We start from the raw sequence: 18,532 nt of genomic DNA on the forward strand, positions 1-18,532 counted from the left end.
ATGAAGCGTGCTCATGCTTCGCGTTCAACTTCCCGACACCCCGGGTTCACTGGGGTTCGTCGCCACTGCGATGGGGACGGTCGACGCTGACATCTCCGCGGTCGAGATCGTGGAGAAGGGCCCCGGCTACGCCATTGACGACTTCATCCTGACCCTGCCCCCGAGCACCCTTCCCGACACCCTGGTGTCGGCCTGCGACATGCTCGACGGGGTGAAGGTGCTGTGGCTGTCGCGCTACCCGGAGAACTGGGGCATCGAGTCCGACATCGCCACTCTCAACCGGATGGCCGAGGATCCGGCCCATGGCGCCGAGATCCTCACCGAGGCCACCCCGGTGGTCTTCCACTGCCAGTGGGCGGCCCTGTTCAGCCCGGATCGCTCCGTGCTCACCTCCACCGCCCTGGCCCCCGAGTTCACCCCTGAGGCGGTGGACCGGCTGAATCCGCTGGACGCCACCCACTCGACCGATCTGGACGAGGGCTGGATGGCCGGCTGGGGTGACACCGTGGTGGCGGTCGCCCCGCTGTCGGGCGGACGCAGTCTGGTGCTGGGACGTCAGGGGGGCCCGGAGTTCCTGGCCTCCGAACTCAACCGGCTGCAGCACCTGGCCGCACTCGCGAACTGATCCGGGGCGGTTCGTGGTTGCCCTTGAGGCCGCGGCGTGGACCAGCCTGCGGTTCTGGTACGAGGTCCTCTCGGCATTCGGCTTCGGCGTCGCCTCCAGCCTCGTGCCCGTCCTCAACTCCGAGATCTTCATCGTGGGGTCCCTGGCCAGCGGTCTGCTGGGACCTCTGGAGGTCTCCATCGGCCTGGCCCTGGGCCACGGCGTCGGCAAGCAGATCATGTTCCTGGCCGTCCGCAAGGGTCGCCAGCTGAGCTGGTTCGCCCCTCGGGAGAAGACCGCCCCACCCCCCGGGTCCCGCCGGGAGAGATGGCGCCGGTGGAACGGGCGGGTCGCCCGGATGGTGGAGAACCCCCGCTGGGGGATGCCGATCCTGGTCTTGTCGGCGATCACCGGCATCCCGCCGGTCTACCTGGTGGTCATCTACTCGGCCACCACGAGGATGCGGTTCTGGTCCTTCTCGGTGTGGGTGACGGTGGGCTTCTTCGTGCGCTGCCTGGCCCTGGCCCTGGCCACCAGGTGGGGCGTCCACCTGGTGCTGTGAGCCCGGTCCGGGACGTCAGCGCGCCGGGTCAGGCAGGCAGGTAGTCGTTGGTGGTGGCCGAGGCTCCGTCCAGGGCTTTGTCGAGCAGCCCGTTGCGGTGCATCCAGGTGGCGAAGGCCGCCCAGTCGGCCGGCTTCTGGACTCCGAACGGTCCGGTTCCCAGCAGTTCGACGGTGGCGTCGACCATCTTGGCGACCATCTGCGGCTGGTAGGAGCCCCTGGTCGGGGCGGTCATCGCCTCGGCGGCTGTGCTGTGGTCCTTCTGGGCGGCGCTCTGACCGGCGGCCAGTCCCCGCAGGAAGGCCCGCACCTTCTCGGCGTACCCCTTCTCCTGCGCCAGCCGTCGACGGCTGGCGATGATCACCAGTTCGGCGTAGTCGGGAAGTCCGAGCTCGGTGGCCGGCATGACGTTGACCGGCACCTTCTCGGCGAGCTCGATTCCCTCGATGTTGCGGAAACCGCCGTAGATGGCGTCCACCTTGTCGGTGAGCAGGGCCTGGCTGAGGCTCTGCTGGATGTTCGGCATCGTGATGGTGGCCGGATCGACCCCGGAGCGGCGCGCGATGTACTCCACGCTGGGCCGCTGGGAGGCCAGCCCGGACAGTCCGACCGTCCGGCCCTTGAGCTGTGCCCCGGAGGTGATCCCCCGCGACTTCTTGGCGATCAGGGAGGTGAGGCTGACCGGGATGAGGGCGGCCACCGAGATGACGTCGAGCCCCTGGCCGACCGCGATGAGGGTGTCGGGCTCGTAGCTGACGGCCAGGTCGACCTGGCCCAGGGAGACCTGCTTGGCGGCGTCGGCGGTGTTGGCCGGGTTCTGGATGCCGACCTCGATCCCCTCCTTGGTGAAGGCCCCGGTGTGCACGGCGGTGTAGAGGGTGACGTGGTCCGGGTTCGGGTTCCAGTCCAGCAGCAGGCTCAGCTTCGAGCTCGCCGACGGGGAGGACGCCGACCGGGCCTCGGTGCGCCCGCATCCGGCCAGCCCTGCGGCGGCCAGTGCGCCGCAGAACAGGCCGCCCAGTCGACGGCGACTGATCGGTGTGCTGAGGGTGGGGTTGTGGACAGCTGTCATGATTCTCCTCGTTCGGGGGTGATCCAGGGGCAGATGAGGCGCTCCAGCAGGGTTGCGGCGCCCAGCAGCAGGCCGGACAGGGCGGTGAGCACCACCACCTGGGCGAAGACGAAGTCGGTCGCCAGACGCGGGATGGCCTGGAGCATGAGATAGCCGATGCCGTCGGTGGAACCGGTGTACTCGGCGAACACCGCGGCGACCGGGGCGAAGGTCACCGAGACCCGCAGGCCGGCGAATCCGCGGGGTGCGGCGTGCGGCAGGCGGACCCGCCAGAACAGCGCGCTGCGCCCGGCGTTCAGGGTGCGCATGGCGTCGATGAGTCGGGGGTCCACAGAACCGATCCCGGCCATCAGGTTGAGAGCCACCGGGAAGAAGCACAGCAGTGCGACCACGATGATCTTCGGGGACATCCCGTACCCCAGGGCGATGGTGAGCAGCGGCCCGATGACGATCGTCGGGATGGCCTGGGAGGCGACCAGCAGCGGCGTCAGGGAGCGCCCGACCAGGGGCAGGTAGCCGGTCGCGACGACCATCGCGACGGCGACCGCCACTCCGGCGCCGACCCCGGCCAGGGTCTCGGCGGCGGTGACCATGGTGGCTCGGCCCAGGGTGTCGGGCCAGTTCGTCACCAGGGAGGCCAGCACCGAGCCCGGGGAGGGGATGACGTAGTCGGCCACCTGTCCGGAGGAGGTGAGGCCGATCCAGCCGGCCAGTACGAGCAGCACGGTGAGTGCGGGTGGCAGCACCCGGGCCATCAGGTGCCTCATCGGGATTCCCCCGGCACCGGGCCGGACCCCGCAGAGGCCTCCGCGGAGTCGCCGAGGGCCTCCAGGACGGCGGTCCGGGCGGCGGCGAACCGGGGATCGGCCAGGATCTGCTCGCGACGGCGGTCATCGTCGAACCAGCCCGGCCAGGATCCCTGGGCGGCGGCCGGTCGCGGTCCTGCGGGTCCGAGCAGGATGACCCGCCGGGACAGCAGCAGCGCCTCCTCGACGTCGTGGGTCACCAGGATCAGCGTGGCGCCGGCCGCCAGGACGGCGCGGCGAAGCCACCGCTGGCCGTCCGCACGGGTGATGGCGTCCAGGGATCCCAGCGGCTCGTCGGCCAGCAGCACGGGCTTGTCGGCCAGCAGGGCACGGGCCAGGGCGGCGCGTTGGCGCATTCCCCCCGACAGCTTGTCGGGCCGGGACCGGGACCATTCGGCCAGTCCCCACTGGTCCAGCACCGCCAGTGCGCGGGTGCGCGCCTCACGGCGCGCCACCCCCTTGTTGCGCAGTCCGATGGCGACATTGTCGACCAGCCTCAGCCAGGGCAGCAGCAGATCGTTCTGCGGCATCATGGCGCAGCCGTCCAGTCTGTCGTGGGGGTCGCGGTGGCCCAGCACCTCGATGGTCCCGGTGACGGGTTCGGCCAGGCCGGCGATCAGCCTCAGCAGGGTGGACTTGCCGCACCCCGAGCGGCCGACCAGGGCGATGTGCTCCCCCACCGCGGCGGTCAGACTCAGATGGGCCAGCACCGGATGACTCGAGTGGGGGTATCGGTAGCTTGCATCGTCGATCCGGATGGCCGGCCGGCCGGCCCGCGCACCGCTCACCGGAGCGTTCACCATTGCATGCGCCGACGCATCGTGACATCCCTCCGCTCATGCAAATGAGATCAGGTTCGGCGGGTGTTATCTCAGCCCCACGATGGGAGGCACCCCGTGTCTTTCAGCCTGTGAGTATACCGAGCGGGCCTGGCCGGCCGCGCTCAGCCCCGCGGAATCAGCCCTGCGGAATGAGGATCCGGTAGAAGAAGTAGAACAGCGCGGCCAGTCCGGCCAGCACCAGGACGAAGACGATCGGTGCGATGATCCGCTGAACCTTCTTGGCGCGGGTGGAGGGAACCCCCCTGGGCCCCCATTCGCCGATCTTCGGCTGGACGCGCACCGGTGCGCGTCCGTTGAGGTTCAGGTCGGTGAAGATGCCCACCCGGCCATGGTAGCCATCGTGGTCCGCCCGGTCAGTCGCGCAGCGCCTCCTCGGCCAGCTGTGCGGCGCGGGCGAGTTGCTCGCACTGGCGCGCGGCGGACGGTTGGGACCAGGACGCCAGTCCGCAGGCCGGGGTGAGGATGCACCCGCTCAGGACCAGACGTCGGTCCACCCCGATGCGTCGGCTCACCTCGACCAGCCGGTCGAGGATCTGGTCGGCCGAGATCACCCGGTCCGGTGCACTGGTCGGGACCAGGCCGAGACCCAGCCTCCGGTACTCCCCCGGCTCAGCGCTGCCGGTCCGGGGGACCGACTCCAGCCATTCGGCGCAGTGGTCGAGATCCTGGTGGCCCAGTGCGTCGCGATCGACCAGCAGGTCGTCGATGTCGATCCGTTCCAGCAGGTCCCAGGGCAGTCCGGGAGCGCAGCAGTGCAGGGCCGCCCGGGCGGCTCCGGCCGTCCGGAGGGCGTTGACGACCGGGCCGATGAGACCGGTGGCGGTGTGCGGGGCCATCGCGGGATAGCGATGGAGTCCCGACTGGGTGGCGACGCGTCCGGCGAGCACGGCCGGTGCGGCCGGCTCGTCGAGCTGCCAGACCCAGTCCACGGCGGGCATCCTGCGGCTCAGTTCGGCCTGCTGTGCGGCCAGGCCGTCGGCCAACGACTGGCCGACGTCGCGCAGCGCGCCGGGGTCGTCGAGGACCGCCTCGCCGTGGCGCAGGTGCACCCCGGCGGCCAGCGTGAGGGGCCCGCAGATGCCGATCTTGACGGTGGCGGACTCCCCGGCCAGGGTCTCCTCCAGATCGTCGAGATCCCTGCGCCAGCCGGCACGCGCCGACCGGGCGGCCCGGTCGTCGGCGTCGGCCAGCCGCCAGCCGGCCGGGCCCAGGTCGGTCGGGATGGACTCCAGCTGGGCTGTCCCGCGCCCGAGGATCCCTGCCCCGGGACCCCGATCGGGCAGTTCGGGCAGCGGGATCAGATCGGGGAAGTACTCGGCCATCGAGGCGAGCGCCCCGCGGAAGTCCCGACCGGGCAGGGAGCCCAGCGCGGTGGCCCTCACCGGGTGGCCCCGACGATGTCGGTGCCGGCCCGGTCCGTGCCGCAGATGGTCGCCGATCCGACCACCAGGTCGCCGTCGTAGAGCACCGCCGCCTGGCCGGGCGCCACTCCCTTCAGTGGCGTCCGCAGGGTCATCCGCACTCCGCCGTCGACCCGCTGGACGCGGGCCTCCACGGGGGTGCCGTGGGCGCGGACCTGGACCTGCCCGACCCAGGAGTCGGTTCCGGGGGTGTCGGAGCACCAGACCGGCCGGATGGCCTCCAGTCGATGCACCTCCAGGTCCTCGGAGGGGCCGACCACCACGGTGTTGGAGACCGGTTCGATGTCCAGCACATAGCGTGGCCGGCCGTCGGAGGCAGGGGTTCCCAGGTGCAGGCCGCGTCGCTGACCGATGGTGAAGTGGTGGTAGCCGTCATGGTGGCCGACCACATCCCCGGTCTCGTCGCGGAACTCACCGGTGTGCTCGCCCAGCTGGTCCGAGAGCCATCCGGCGGTGTCCCCGTCGGGGATGAAGCAGATGTCGTAGGAGTCCGGCTTGTCGGCGACCGTCAACCCCAGTCGGGCGGCCTCGGCGCGCACCTCGGTCTTGTAGGAGTCGCCCAACGGGAACAGGCAGTGGGACAGCTGCTCCTGGTTGAGCACCCCCAGCACATAGGACTGGTCCTTGCCGGGGTCGACCGCACGGCGCATCCTGGTGATCCCCTCGCGGGTCTCCAGCCGGGCGTAGTGGCCGGTCGCCACCGCGTCGAAGCCGAGATCCAGGCCCCGCTCCAGGACGGCGGCGAACTTGATCCGCTCGTTGCAGCGCAGGCACGGGTTGGGGGTGCGACCCGCCCGGTACTCGTCGATGAAGGGGTGGATCACCTCCTCGGCGAACCGCTCCGAGAAGTCCCACACGTAGAAGGGGATGCCGATCCGGTCGGCGGCCCGCCGGGCGTCGAAGGAGTCCTCGAGGGAGCAGCAGCCCCGCGACCCCTCGCGGTAGGCCAGTGGGGTGCGCGACAGGGCGAGATGGACGCCGGTGACGTCGTGACCGGCGGCGACCAGCCGGGCGGCGGCCACCGCGGAGTCGACTCCTCCCGACATTGCGGCCAGAACTCTCATGTCGGTCCCCTTTCAACGGCGGCCCATGCTACCCGCGCCCCGCCGCAGCGCGCCTGCACTCAACGCACCGCACGCGCCTGCGTGACGACCTCGGGAAGCAGGGCGGCCAGCCTGTCGATCTCGGCCACCGTGGTCTCCGGCCCGAAGGAGAACCGCAGGCAGGAGGAGGCCTGCTGGCGGGAGCGCCCCATCGCCAGCATCACCTCGCTCGGAGCGGCCACCCCGGCATGGCAGGCCGACCCGGTGGAGCAGTCGATCCCCCGGGCATCCAGCAGCAGCTGCAGATTCTCCCCCCGGGCCCCGGCCACGCTGAGATGGCAGACCGCCGCACTCACCCGGTCCCCGCCGTCGACCCGGACCCCCTCGATCGCACCAGCCGCCTCCACCAGCCGGGACCGCAGCTTGCCCCACAGCTCGGTGCGCCGGCCCATCTCGGCGACGGCCTCGTCAAGAGCCGCCGCGAAACCCCTGGCCAGAGCGACCATCTGAGTGCCGGACCGCAGCCCGGCCTCCTGACGACCACCGGCGGCGACCGGTGCCACCGTGACCCCGCGACGGACCCACAGGGCCCCGATCCCGACCGGTCCCCCGAGTTTGTGGGCCGAGAAGGAGGCCAGGTCGACATCCCACTCGGCGAGCTCGACCGGCAGATGCCCCAGGGCCTGGACGGCATCGGTGTGGAACAGGGCGCCGGCCCGGTGGGCCTGCCGGGCGCACTCGGCGACCGGCTCCAGGGTGCCGGTCTCGTTGTTGGCCGTCATCACACTCACCAGTCCAGGTGCGTCCAGAGCCGCGATCGACGACGGATCGACCACGCCGTCGGCGTCGACCGGGAGCACCCGGGCCCGCTCGCCCATCAGCCCGGGGGCGGTCAGACCGGCGATCGCCGCGTGCTCCACCGCCGAGATCCCGACCGTTCCCGCACCGCCGGCCCCCAGCAGTGCCAGGGTGTCGGCCTCCGTCCCCCCGGAGGTGAGGACGATCTCCAGGGGCCGAACTCCCAGCAGGGAGGCGATCTGCTCCCTGGCATCGTCCAGCATGGCTCGAGCGCGACGTCCCGCGGTGTGCACCGCGGCCGGGTTGGCGACCGCTCCGGTGGCGACCACCGCCGCCAGCGCGCCGGGTCTCAACGGGCTGGTCGCGGCATGGTCCAGGTAGCTGCGGGAGGCCGGCGCAGCCGTCCGCCCCCCGTCCCGACACCCCTCGTGGGTCCGGTCCCCGCTGCGTCCCGGCCCGCCGGAGGGTCCCGATGTGCTGGTCATTGCGCTCACCGCGGCAGGGTACCGCCCGACACCTCGGCCGAGGGGCCCGGAACCTTCGTCACCAGCCGCCTAGCGTGCGGCGTACGACATGGCGAATGAATCCGCTTGACGGGGAATATCCCCATCTGAGTGAAACCCTAGTGCGAGCCGGGCTACGATTTCCTGTCGTCTCACCGGCGGCATCCGCGAGCAGGTAGGTCCTCAATTTCATGGTTCAAGCTCTTGCCGAGACATTGCCCGTGCCCTCTCCCACTGATTCCAGTGTGCTGGGGGCCCAGCTGATGAACGGCGGTTGCCGGTTCGGGTTGTGGGCTCCCCGCGCCAGCCAGGTCGAACTGGCCCTGGTGAACACCGACCGCAGTCAGCGCAATGTGCACATGGAGATGGGTTCCGACGGTGTGTGGGTCGTCTTCGTCGACCACATCACCGAGGGACAGCTCTACGGCTTCCGGGTGCACGGCCCCTGGGATCCCGGCGCCGGCATGCGGTTCAACCCGGCCAAACTGCTGATGGATCCCTACGCCCGGGCCATCACCGCCGGGGTCGACTACTCCGGGCCGATCCTGGACCACACCGAGGAGTCCAACTACACCCCCGACACCCGCGACTCCGCCTCGGCGGTTCCGATGTCGGTGGTCGTGAGGTCCACCCCGGCCCCCGAGCCGATCGCCCGTCGACGTCCGATCGAGGAGTGCGTCATCTACGAGACGCACGTCAAGGGCTACACCCGGCTGCACCCGCTGGTGCCCGAGCATCTGCGGGGCAGCTACGCCGGACTGTCCTACCCGGCGGTCATCGAGCACCTCACCAGCATCGGCGTCAACACCATCGAGCTGCTGCCCATTCACCACTTCGTCTCCGAGCCCTTCATCGTCGGCAAGGGTCTGAAGAACTACTGGGGCTACAACTCCCTGGGCTTCTTCGCGCCGCACGCCGCCTACTGCTCGGTCGGCACCACCGGCGAGCAGGTCCGCGAGTTCAAGGAGATGGTGACCCAGTTCCACCGCGCCGGCATCGAGGTTCTCCTCGACGTCGTCTACAACCACACCGGGGAGGGCGGCCACGAGGGCCCGACGCTGTGTTTCCGCGGCATCGACCACAACACCTACTACCGGCTCACCAATGACCACCGCAACGACTACGACGTCACCGGTTGCGGGAACTCGGTCAACACCGCCAATCCGGGCGTCCTGGAGATGATCGCCGACTCACTGCGCTACTGGGTCACCGAGATGGGGGTCGACGGCTTCCGCTACGATCTGGCGACCACCCTGATCCGCGACGCCGACCACGGCGTCGACCAGAACCACCCCTTCAAGAAGCTCATCCGCGAGGACCCGGTGCTCAGCCAGGTCAAGCACATCGCAGAGCCCTGGGACCTCGGCCCCTACGGCTACCAGGTGGGCCGCTGGGGAGACGACTGGAGCTGTTGGAACGACCGGTACCGCAACTACGTGCGCGACTTCTGGCGCGGCGCCACCGAGGGGGTCCACGAGCTGGCCACCCGGCTGTCGGGATCTGACGATCTCTACGGCTTCCCCGGCGCCTCGATCAACTTCGTGGACGCCCATGACGGCTTCACGCTGCGCGACCTGGTCACCTACAACATGAAGCAGAACCAAGCCAACCGCGAGGACAACCACGACGGCTCCAATGACAACCGGTCGTGGAACTGCGGCTGGGAGGGCGAGTCCGAGGACCCTGCCGTCAATGCCCTGAGGCATCGCCAGATCCGCAACTTCCTGGCCACCCTGATGACCTCGGCCGGTGTCCCGATGATCGTCGCCGGCGATGAGCTGGGCCGCACCCAGCAGGGCAACAACAACGCCTACTGCCAGGACTCCCCGATCTCCTGGGTGGACTGGGAGGAGGCGAAGTCGTGGACCGATCTCACCGATCTCATGACCACCCTGTCGCAGCTGCGCGCCGACCACCCCACCCTGCGGCCGACGACCTACCGGCAGCGCGAGGAGGTGCTGGACGCCGACGGCGAACCGACCGGCCGCGTCGAGCTCACCTGGCTCTCGGGCCAGGGCGGCGAGATGGCCGCCGAGGACTGGCACGACGGGGGCCGCACGGTGCTGGGGCGCTACACCTCCGACGAGCACGAGGCGATGCTGGTCTGGTACAACCGCGGCGCCGACCCGATCGACGTCGTGCTGCCCTCGGCGCACTGGTGCGGCTCGTGGACCATGGTGGCCCACACCGCCGAGCCCGACGAGGTGCCCGAGGGTCCGTTGGCCGCGTCCAGCTCGCTGGTCCTGCCGCCGCGCTCAGTGATCATTCTGGAGGGCGATCTGACCGCCGTTCCGGAGCCCGCGACGCAGGCCGATGAGGCCGATCACCTCACCTCGGCCCAGATGGGTCCCGACTGGGCCGCCATCTCCCCGGCCACCGCCGAGTAAGGGCCGGGAGGTCCGGCCCATGGCGGGTCGGCCCTCGCGTCCGGACGCAGGACGCGTCCAGACACAAAAGAGGTCTGGTCGAGTTCGGGTGCTTGTAGTGCCCCGAACTCGACCAGACCTCTTTCTTGATGGTGCGCTGTCAGATGGTGCTCAGACAGCGAGTCACTCCCCCGGAGCGACCGCGGCCAGACCCATCTCCACGTCGCCGGCCAGCAGCGGGTTCTTCGGAACCGCGCGCACCGTCCACCCCCAGGAACCGGGATCCTTGGCCTTGACGGTGGCGGAGAAGTGGGAGATTCCCCGCTCATTGGTGCCGTCCAGGGTCATCGGGACGATCTCCAGGTCGTGCAGCCAGTCATCGGCGTCCACCTGACCCAGGACCACCTGGACCCCGACGTCCTCGGCATTCAGCCCGTCCAGGTCGACCCAGGCGGCGAATGGCACCTCGGCGCCCATCGCGACCCGGTCGCTGAGGCTGGACTCCACCCGGCGCACCTGGACCTTCGGCCAGGCGGCGCGCACCTTGCGCTTCCAGGCGGCCAGATCGGCGGCGGCCTGTCCCTCCACCTGACGCGACGACACGGCGGCCGGGGTGTACAGCTTCTCGACGTAGTCGCTGACCATCCGGGAGGCCAGGATCTTCGGCCCGAGGATCTGGACGGTGTCGCGCATCATCTTCAGCCATGCGGTCGGCAGCCCGTGGGAGTCGCGGTTGTAGAACTTCGGGACGATCTCGTTCTCGATGATGTCGTAGAGGGACTCGGCCTCCTGGGCGTCACGGGCGGTGGGATTGCTGATCCCCTCGGCCGAGGGGATCTCCCAGCCGAACCGCGGGTCGTACCACTCGTCCCACCATCCGTCGCGCACCGACAGGTTCGCCGCACCGTTGAGAGCGGCCTTCATGCCGGAGGTGCCACAGGCCTCCAGGGGACGCAGCGGGTTGTTCATCCAGACATCGCAGCCCGGGTAGAGCGGACGGGCCAGGGAGATGTCGTAGTCGGGCAGGAAGACGATCTTGCCGCGGACATCCTCCTGGTCGGCGAACTGGACCATCTGCTGGATGAGGCCCTTGCCGACATTGTCGGCCGGGTGAGCCTTGCCGGCGATGACGATCTGGATGGGGGTGGCCGGGTCGTTGAGCAGCCTCTTGAGTCGCTCGGGATCCGACAGCATCAGGGTGAGGCGCTTGTAGGAGGCGCCGCGACGGGCGAACCCGAAGGTCAGCACATTGGGGTCCAGGGCGTCGTCCACCCAGTCCGAGGAGATTCCCCGGGACCGGCAGCTGGCGTGCAGCCGCTTGCGGGCCATCTCGATCATCGCGGTGCGCATGTGCCGCTTGGCGCTCCACAGGGTCTGATCGCCGACCCGGTCCAGGGCGGTCCAGTCGCAGCCGTCGTGGATCTGCGGTCCGGAGTCGCCGACCACCGGCTGCATCAGGTTGAGCAGTTCCGGGTGGATCCAGGTGAGGTGATGGACGCCGTTGGTGACGGATCCGATCGGCACCTCGGCGGCGGCGAATCCCGGCCACAGGCCTCGGAACATCTCACGGGAGACCTCACCGTGCAGTTCGGAGACGCCGTTGGCGCGCTGCCCGGCGCGGAATCCGAGCACCGCCATGTTGTAGATGCCGGGGTCTCCGCCCTGATAGGTCTCCCGACCCAGGTCGAGCACCCGGTCGATCGGCAGCGGGCCGAAGCCGCTGAACTGGTCGCGGACCCGGTCGATCGGGAACCGGTCGATGCCGGCCGGAACCGGGGTGTGGGTGGTGAAGACGTTGCCGGCGCGGGTGCGCTCCAGAGCGGTGTCGAAGTCGTCACCGGTCTCCATGTACTCGCGGATCCGCTCCAGGCCGAGGAATCCGGCGTGACCCTCGTTGGCGTGGTAGACCTCCGGGACGGCGTGACCGCTGACCCGGCAGTACTCGCGCAGGGCCCGCATCCCGCCGACTCCCAGCAGCACCTCCTGGACGAGCCGGTGCTCGGCGTCCCCGCCGTACAGCTGGTCGGTGATCTCGCGCATCGGGCCGGGGTTGGCGTCGATGTCGGTGTCGAGCATCAGCAGAGGGACGCGACCGACCTGGACCACCCAGACCTGGGCCTTGACCTCGTTGCCGAAGATCTGGACCGGGATGAGCACCGGGTCGTCTCCGTCGCGCAGCTGGGTCACCGGCATCTCGTTGGCGTCCAGCACCGGGTAGCGCTCCTGCTGCCATCCCTGCGCGTTGAGGGACTGGCGGAAGTACCCGTGCCGGTAGAACAGCCCCACCCCGATGATCGGCACACCGTTGTCGGAGGCCGCCTTGAGGTGGTCTCCAGCGAGGATCCCCAGGCCGCCGGAGTACTGCGGCAGCACCTTGGTGATGCCGAACTCGGCGGAGAAGTAGCCGATGGCCGTCGGGGCCTCGGGATGCTCCCTGGACCATTCCTGGAACCACAGGTCGCCGGTCATGTACTCGTCCAGGTCCGCAACGGTCAGCTCGAGGCGACGCACGAAGCGCTTGTCGTTGGCGAGGATGTCGAGACGGTCGCTCGGCACCCGGGCCAGCAGCCTGAACGGGTCGTGACCGACCTCGTCCCACAGCACCGGGTCGATGTCGGCAAACAGAGCCCGGGTGTCCAGATTCCAGCTCCAGCGGAGATTTGTCGCAAGCTCGCCCAGCGCCTTCAGCGGTCCGGGCAGCACAGGTTGGACGATGAATCGTCTGATAGCACGCACGGCAGGTAGCTTATCCGACGCAAACCGCCCCGGAGGGCCTGAGGCTGACACGTGGAAGGCCGGCCGGGGCGGTCCCGGCCGGACCGATCCCCGTCAGGCCCCCAATGTGGGGCCGCACCCGGTAGCGTGACCCCCGTGCAGAGGATTCCCAGGCTCATCAGACGTGCCGGCGCCGACGAGGACGCCGGGGGCACGACCCGGGATCCATCTGCCGGCCCGAACGAGCACGAACCCGTCCAGGAGGGTGTCATGGCCAAGAAGCGTCCGCCCCGTCGCATCGCCGATCCCGGTCCCTCGGATCCCGACCTCGCCGGCACTGATGTCGCCGGCACGGATCTCACCAGTACTGGGGGGCCCGACCCCGAGGCTCCCTCCGCGGCCGACATCGCCGACCTGATGCGGCGCTCCACGGGGCTGCGCGAGCCCTACCCGCCCGAGGCCATGGACGTCCCCGGCCAGCTGCCGCTGCGGGGCTTCGGCCGGATCCCGGTGCACAACGTCTCACCGACCGTGGAGGCCGGCCGGCTGCCCGTCAAGGCGGTCGTCGACGAGGAGTTCACCGTCTCCGCGAATGTCTTCCGGGAGGGGCACGACGCCGTGGGCGCCTCCGTGGTGCTGGTCAGCCCGCGCGGAAAGCGCCACGTCACCGACATGGTGCAGGTCGAACCGATGGGGCTGGACATCTGGGAGGCCCGGGTGCACGCCTGGGCCCCTGGCGACTGGACGATGCACGTCGAGGCCTGGTCGGACGCCTGGGGCACCTGGCATCACAATGCCGAGGCGAAGCTGGAGGCCGGGATCGACGTCGACCTGGTGTGCGCCGAGGGACATGTCTTGCTGGACTCGGCGGCCGACCGCGCCGCCGCGGCCTCCCGCCCCGACGAGGTCGAGGTGATCGGCCGGGCCGCCGAGGCCCTGGATCCCTCCCGGTCCCCCGCCGAGATCCTCGCATCGGTCGTCCGGGACCCCGCGGTCGACGCCGCCATGCGGGTCTACGCCGACCGGCCGCTGGCCACCGCCACCCCCGCCGAACCGCTCAAGGTGGAGCGCCGGCGCGCCCTCTACGGATCCTGGTACGAGTTCTTCCCCCGCTCCCAGGGGGCCCACCAGACCGAAACCGGCTGGGTCTCGGGGACCTTCGACTCCTCCTGGGAGCGCCTCGAGGCCGCCGCCGCGATGGGCTTCGACGTCGTCTACCTCCCCCCGATCCATCCCGTCGGGAGGGCCTTCCGCAAGGGCCCCAACAACACTCTGGACGCGGGCCCCGACGATCCCGGGTCGCCGTGGGCGATCGGCTCTCCCGATGGCGGCCACGACGCCGTCAACCCGGATCTGGGCACCCTGGAGGACTTCGACCGGTTCGTCGGACGGGCCCGTGAGCTGGGCCTGGAGGTGGCCCTGGACTTCGCCCTGCAGGCCTCCCCCGACCATCCCTGGGTGCACAGCCATCCTGAATGGTTCACCACCCGCGTCGACGGCACCATCGCCTACGCCGAGAACCCGCCGAAGAAGTATCAGGACATCTACCCGATCAATTTCGACAACGACCCCGAGGGCATCTACCACGAGGTGATCCGCCTCCTGGAGTTCTGGATCGCCCACGGGGTCACGATCTTCCGGGTCGACAACCCCCACACCAAGCCGCTGAACTTCTGGGCCTGGGTGATGGAGCAGATGCACCGCGACCACCCCGAGGTGATCTTCCTGGCCGAGGCCTTCACCCGGCCGGAGATGATGCAGGCCCTGGCGAAGGTCGGGTTCCAGCAGGGCTACTCCTACTTCGTGTGGCGCACCGAGAAGTGGGAGCTCGAGGAGTACCTCCACGAGATCTCCCACGACACAGGCCACTACTACCGGCCGAACTTCTTCACCAACACCCCCGACATCAACCCCATCCCCCTCAACGACGGCAACCCGGCCGGATTCGCCATCCGGGCCATCCTGGCGGCCACCATGAGCCCCTCCTGGGGGATGTACTCGGGATTCGAGATCTGCGAGCACGCCCCGGTCCCGGGCCGCGAGGAGTACCTGGACTCCGAGAAGTACCAGTACCGGCCCCGCGACTGGTCCTCCCAGCCCAACATCATCGAGCTGGTGACCCGGCTCAACCAGATCCGCCGGGAGCATCTCGCCCTCCAGCAGCTGCGCGACGCCACGATCCACCGCACCGACCACGACAAGGTCTTCGCGTTCTCCAAGAGGGCCGGCGACGACGTCGTCATCGTGGTGGTCTCGCTGGATCCCGACTGGGGGCTCGGAGCCCACGTCACCTTCGACATGGCCGCCCTGGGGCTGGCCGACGACCAGCTCTTCGAGGTCCACGACGAGCTCACCGGCACCGACGCCACCTGGGCCCGGGAGGACTGGGTCGAGCTCTACCCCGCCCAGCCCGCCCGCATCCTGAGGCTGCGACGGTGAGGGGGACGACCCCGCTGCCCGACGGTTCGCTGCCGGGCCTGTGGGAACACATCAGCACGGCGCGCTGGTTCGCCGGGAAGGGGCGGGGCGGCCGGCTGATCGCCGCCGGGCTCTTCGACGCCGTCGATCCGGATGCGCCCTGCCCGGTGCACCACGGACTGGCACGGGTGCGTCACGACGACGGCGGCCAGGACGTCTACCAGCTGCTGCTCAGCAGGCGCCACGGCCCGGACGGCCCGCCCGGGATCTGCCCGGCCCCCGGCGGCGGCCGGCTGTGCGACGCCGCCGAGGATCCGGCGGCCCTGGCCGACTGGGCACGGGCCCTCCTCGACGACACGACGGAAGGGTCGGCCCCCGGGGCCGGCTGGCTGGTCGAGCACCTGGTCGCGGCTCCCTCCCCGGTCCGCGCGGCCCACCGGCTGTCGGGAGAGCAGTCCAACACCACCGTCGTCGCCGAGTGCGACGGCGATCAGGCCGTCATGATCAAGGTCTTCCGGCGCCTGGAGCCCGGCGAGAACCTCGACATCACCACCTGCGCGGCGCTCAACCGGGTCGGGATCGACGCGGTGCCGACGGTCCACGCCGCGGTCCACGCCGACGTCGACATCCCCGGGTTCCGGGACGGCCCCACCGACCTGGCCATGGCCACCGGGCGGTTCCCCGACGCGAAGGACGGGTGGCGGCTCATCTGCTCCCTCGCCGCCGAGGGCCGCGACGTCAGCACCGAGATGACCGAACTGGGAGCGGCGCTGGGCAGCGTCCACGCCGCGATGGCCGACAGCTTCGGGACCGGGGTCCTCGACGGCGAGCGGATCGCCGGGCGGATGACCCGGGAACTGGACGACGCCGTCGCCCTGGCGCCGGCGCTGGCCCCTAGCCGCGACGGCCTCGCCGCGATCTTCGACCGGCTCCGCGGCCGGTCCCTGCCCACCCACCGGGTGCACGGCGACTTCCACCTGGGCCAGACCCTGAGCACCCCCGCCGGCTGGCGGATCATCGACTTCGAGGGCGAGCCCCTCCGACCCGCGGCCGAGCGCCGCTCACTGGACTCCCCGTGGCGAGACGTCGCCGGCATGACACGATCGCTGTCCTACGCCTCATCCGAGGCTCCCGGACCCGCCGAGGCGGGCCGCCGGGAGTGGCTGGAACGGGCCAGGACCGCCTTCCTGGCCGGATACGGGCACCGTGACGACGCGGTGCTGCTCGCCTACGAGGCGAACAAGGCCGTCTACGAGACGGTCTACGAAACCCTCAACAGACCCGGTTGGGTCGGCATACCGTTGGGGGCAATCACCGCGATGTGTTCCGGAGCGGCAGCGTTGCTCCCGGACACCGCTGAACGGAAGGACCGATGACATGGCGCACGACCTCGCTGGAGGACTGACCGGATGGGACCTCGAGGGATTCCACTCGGGCGGGGACACCGAAGCCTGGAAGCGGCTCGGCTCCCACATCGTCACGGTCGACGATGACGAGCGCGGACCGATCACCGGCGTCCGGTTCGCGGTCTGGGCCCCCAACGCCCAGGCGGTCCAGGTCATCGCCGACTTCAACTGGTGGACCGGCGACGACATGCACATCATCCCGGGCTCGGGGGTGTGGGGCACCTTCATCGAAGGAGTCGGGCCCGGCGCCCGGTACAAGTACCGGATCCTCGACCAGTGGGGCAACTGGCACGAGAAGGTCGACCCGATGGCCCGTTTCTCGGAGCAGGCCCCCGGTAACGCCACCATCGTCTGGGAGTCGGACTACTCCTGGGATGACACCGAGTGGATCGACCGGCGCACCGCGTCCAAGGCCTACCAGGAGCCGATGAGCATCTACGAGATCCACCTGGGTGGCTGGCGCAAGGGGCTGGGCTACCGGGACCTGGCCGACGAGCTGATCCCCTACCTGCAGTGGCAGGGCTACACCCATGTCGAGATCCTGCCGCTGGCCGAGCACCCCTTCCTGCCGTCCTGGGGTTACCAGGTGACCGGCTACTACTCCCCCACCAGCCGCTACGGGAACCCCGACGACCTGCGCTACCTCATCGACAAGCTCCACCAGGCCGGTATCGGCGTCATCATGGACTGGGTGCCGGGCCACTTCCCCAAGGACGACTGGGCGCTGGGCCGATTCGACGGCACCGCCCTCTACGAGCACGCCGACCCCCGCCAGGGGGAGCACCTGGAATGGGGCACCTACGTCTTCAACTACGGCCGCAACGAGGTGAAGTCCTTCCTGGTCTCCAATGCGCTGTACTGGATCAGCGAGTTCCATGTCGACGGGCTGCGGGTCGATGCGGTGGCCTCGATGCTCTACCTGGACTACTCGCGCCCCGAGGGTCAGTGGGTGCCCAACAAGTTCGGCGGCCGGGAGAACCTGGACGCCATCGACTTCCTGCGCTATGTCAACGCCCATCTGTACCGGCGTCACCCCGGCATCCTGATGATCGCCGAGGAGTCCACCAGCTTCGCCGGGGTCACCAAGCCGGTGGACGCCGGCGGGCTCGGCTTCGGTTTCAAGTGGAACATGGGCTGGATGAACGACTCGTTGAGATACCTGGCCCTCAACCCGTTCCACCGGCAGTACCACCACAACGAGATGACCTTTGCGATGGTCTACCAGTACTCGGAGAACTTCGTGCTGCCGATCAGTCATGACGAGGTCGTGCACGGCAAGGGTTCGATGATCAGCAAGGTCGACGGCGACGACTGGCAGCAGTTCGCCACCCTGCGGGCCTTCTACTCCTACATGTGGGCCTTCCCCGGCAAGCAGCTGATCTTCATGGGCCAGGAGTTCGGCCAGCGCCACGAGTTCGACGAGTCGGCCAGCCTGGAGTGGTTCGTCGCCGACCTGTGGGGTCACGGCGGGCTCAAGAGGCTGTTCCGTGATCTCAACCACATCTACCGGGCCCACTCGGCGATGTGGCAGCTGGACACCGATCCGGCCGGGTTCCAGTGGCTGGACGCCGACGATGCCGGGGAGAACATGTTCTCCTGGCTGCGTCGTGACGCCGATGGCCAGGTGATCGCCTGCTTCACGAACTTCTCCCCCAATCCCCAGGAGCACCACCTCACCGGACTGCCCCACCCCGGGGTGTGGAAGGAGATCCTCAACACCGACTCGGCGAGCTACGACGGCACCGGCCGATACGGCAACCTCGGCCAGATCGTGGCCACCGACGAGCCGTACCGGGACTTCCCTGCCAGTGGTCACCTCGTCGTGCCGCCGATGGGCTCGGTGTGGCTGGAGTACCAGGGCACCGACGAGGCCCCACAGGCCGGAGATCCGGACGACGGCCAGCAGGCCTAGCGGGCCTCGGGGAGCCGGACGAGGTCATCGGCGCGACGACGACTATGCTTGTCAGGTGTCCCGT

Annotated in this window: 14 protein-coding genes and 1 riboswitch; of the genes, 6 read left to right on the plus strand and 8 right to left on the minus strand. The window is 69.7% G+C overall.

Features of this window, described 5'->3' with window-relative positions; translation table 11 throughout:
* The first annotated feature begins 13 nt into the window (after positions 1-13).
* Positions 14-625: an ACT domain-containing protein gene (locus tag FEZ32_RS11875; protein WP_028703022.1), complete on the plus strand. Its 612-nt coding sequence runs from the start codon at positions 14-16 to the stop codon at positions 623-625.
* Positions 626-638: 13 nt separating this feature from the next.
* Positions 639-1,166, plus strand: a complete 528-nt coding sequence (locus tag FEZ32_RS11880; RefSeq protein WP_138680672.1) for a VTT domain-containing protein — start codon at positions 639-641, stop codon at positions 1,164-1,166.
* Between the two features lie 28 nt (positions 1,167-1,194).
* Here FEZ32_RS11880 and FEZ32_RS11885 read toward each other — a convergent pair whose 3' ends face one another.
* The 7 genes from FEZ32_RS11885 to FEZ32_RS11915 all read right to left on the minus strand — a co-directional run bounded on the left by FEZ32_RS11885 (position 1,195) and on the right by FEZ32_RS11915 (position 7,633).
* On the minus strand, positions 1,195-2,238 hold the full coding sequence (locus FEZ32_RS11885) for an ABC transporter substrate-binding protein (RefSeq protein ID WP_138680673.1): 1,044 nt from the start codon (positions 2,236-2,238) through the stop codon (positions 1,195-1,197).
* Positions 2,235-3,005, minus strand: coding sequence for an ABC transporter permease (locus FEZ32_RS11890; RefSeq protein ID WP_138680674.1), 771 nt, complete (start codon positions 3,003-3,005; stop codon positions 2,235-2,237). The genes FEZ32_RS11885 and FEZ32_RS11890 overlap by 4 nt, the downstream gene beginning before the upstream one ends.
* Positions 3,002-3,847: an ABC transporter ATP-binding protein gene (locus FEZ32_RS11895; RefSeq protein WP_051238272.1), complete on the minus strand. Its 846-nt coding sequence runs from the start codon at positions 3,845-3,847 to the stop codon at positions 3,002-3,004. Before FEZ32_RS11895 ends, FEZ32_RS11890 begins: the two co-directional genes overlap by 4 nt.
* A 7-nt stretch (positions 3,848-3,854) precedes the next feature.
* Positions 3,855-3,951, minus strand: a riboswitch (TPP riboswitch).
* A 50-nt stretch (positions 3,952-4,001) separates the two neighbouring features.
* On the minus strand, positions 4,002-4,208 hold the full coding sequence (locus FEZ32_RS11900; protein ID WP_028703018.1) for a hypothetical protein: 207 nt from the start codon (positions 4,206-4,208) through the stop codon (positions 4,002-4,004).
* A gap of 31 nt (positions 4,209-4,239) precedes the next feature.
* Positions 4,240-5,208: a uroporphyrinogen decarboxylase/cobalamine-independent methonine synthase family protein gene (locus FEZ32_RS11905; protein ID WP_414973641.1), complete on the minus strand. Its 969-nt coding sequence runs from the start codon at positions 5,206-5,208 to the stop codon at positions 4,240-4,242.
* A 56-nt stretch (positions 5,209-5,264) separates the two neighbouring features.
* Positions 5,265-6,353, minus strand: coding sequence for a tRNA 2-thiouridine(34) synthase MnmA (gene mnmA, locus FEZ32_RS11910; protein WP_028703016.1), 1,089 nt, complete (start codon positions 6,351-6,353; stop codon positions 5,265-5,267).
* 77 nt (positions 6,354-6,430) lie between these two features.
* On the minus strand, positions 6,431-7,633 hold the full coding sequence (locus tag FEZ32_RS11915) for a cysteine desulfurase family protein (RefSeq protein ID WP_138680939.1): 1,203 nt from the start codon (positions 7,631-7,633) through the stop codon (positions 6,431-6,433).
* Between the two features lie 209 nt (positions 7,634-7,842).
* Between FEZ32_RS11915 and glgX the strand changes: the two genes are divergently transcribed.
* The gene (glgX, locus tag FEZ32_RS11920) at positions 7,843-10,038 is read left to right on the plus strand and encodes a glycogen debranching protein GlgX (RefSeq protein ID WP_051238271.1); all 2,196 of its coding nucleotides are present in this window, start codon (positions 7,843-7,845) and stop codon (positions 10,036-10,038) included.
* 162 nt (positions 10,039-10,200) lie between these two features.
* Here glgX and glgP read toward each other — a convergent pair whose 3' ends face one another.
* Entirely contained in the window at positions 10,201-12,753 is a 2,553-nt protein-coding gene (gene glgP / locus FEZ32_RS11925) for an alpha-glucan family phosphorylase (RefSeq protein ID WP_138680675.1), read from the minus strand.
* Positions 12,754-13,149: 396 nt separating this feature from the next.
* Here glgP and FEZ32_RS11930 point away from each other — a divergent pair, with 396 nt between their 5' ends.
* The 3 genes from FEZ32_RS11930 to glgB are packed head-to-tail and all read left to right on the plus strand — an operon-like array spanning position 13,150 to position 18,468.
* Positions 13,150-15,171, plus strand: a complete 2,022-nt coding sequence (locus FEZ32_RS11930; RefSeq protein WP_276338773.1) for an alpha-1,4-glucan--maltose-1-phosphate maltosyltransferase — start codon at positions 13,150-13,152, stop codon at positions 15,169-15,171.
* Positions 15,168-16,526, plus strand: a complete 1,359-nt coding sequence (locus FEZ32_RS11935) for a maltokinase N-terminal cap-like domain-containing protein (RefSeq protein WP_244937866.1) — start codon at positions 15,168-15,170, stop codon at positions 16,524-16,526. The genes FEZ32_RS11930 and FEZ32_RS11935 overlap by 4 nt, the downstream gene beginning before the upstream one ends.
* A 1-nt stretch (position 16,527) precedes the next feature.
* Positions 16,528-18,468: a 1,4-alpha-glucan branching protein GlgB gene (gene glgB, locus FEZ32_RS11940; RefSeq protein WP_138680676.1), complete on the plus strand. Its 1,941-nt coding sequence runs from the start codon at positions 16,528-16,530 to the stop codon at positions 18,466-18,468.
* Positions 18,469-18,532: the final 64 nt, after the last annotated feature.

It is taken from the genome of Acidipropionibacterium jensenii (assembly GCF_005890135.1).
Classification (GTDB): Bacteria; Actinomycetota; Actinomycetes; order Propionibacteriales; family Propionibacteriaceae; genus Acidipropionibacterium; species Acidipropionibacterium jensenii.

What these genes read in the sequence shown, in the direction of transcription:
- FEZ32_RS11905 (WP_414973641.1), bottom strand. Translation starts at nt 5,208, where the DNA reads ATGGCCGAGTACTTCCCCGATCTGATCCCGCTGCCCGAACTGCCCGAT.
- FEZ32_RS11875 (WP_028703022.1), top strand. Translation starts at nt 14, where the DNA reads ATGCTTCGCGTTCAACTTCCCGACACCCCGGGTTCACTGGGGTTCGTC.
- mnmA (WP_028703016.1), bottom strand. Translation starts at nt 6,353, where the DNA reads ATGTCGGGAGGAGTCGACTCCGCGGTGGCCGCCGCCCGGCTGGTCGCC.
- glgB (WP_138680676.1), top strand. Translation starts at nt 16,528, where the DNA reads ATGGCGCACGACCTCGCTGGAGGACTGACCGGATGGGACCTCGAGGGA.
- FEZ32_RS11885 (WP_138680673.1), bottom strand. Translation starts at nt 2,238, where the DNA reads ATGACAGCTGTCCACAACCCCACCCTCAGCACACCGATCAGTCGCCGT.
- FEZ32_RS11930 (WP_276338773.1), top strand. Translation starts at nt 13,150, where the DNA reads ATGCGGCGCTCCACGGGGCTGCGCGAGCCCTACCCGCCCGAGGCCATG.
- FEZ32_RS11890 (WP_138680674.1), bottom strand. Translation starts at nt 3,005, where the DNA reads ATGAGGCACCTGATGGCCCGGGTGCTGCCACCCGCACTCACCGTGCTG.
- FEZ32_RS11915 (WP_138680939.1), bottom strand. Translation starts at nt 7,633, where the DNA reads ATGACCAGCACATCGGGACCCTCCGGCGGGCCGGGACGCAGCGGGGAC.
- glgX (WP_051238271.1), top strand. Translation starts at nt 7,843, where the DNA reads ATGGTTCAAGCTCTTGCCGAGACATTGCCCGTGCCCTCTCCCACTGAT.
- FEZ32_RS11895 (WP_051238272.1), bottom strand. Translation starts at nt 3,847, where the DNA reads ATGGTGAACGCTCCGGTGAGCGGTGCGCGGGCCGGCCGGCCGGCCATC.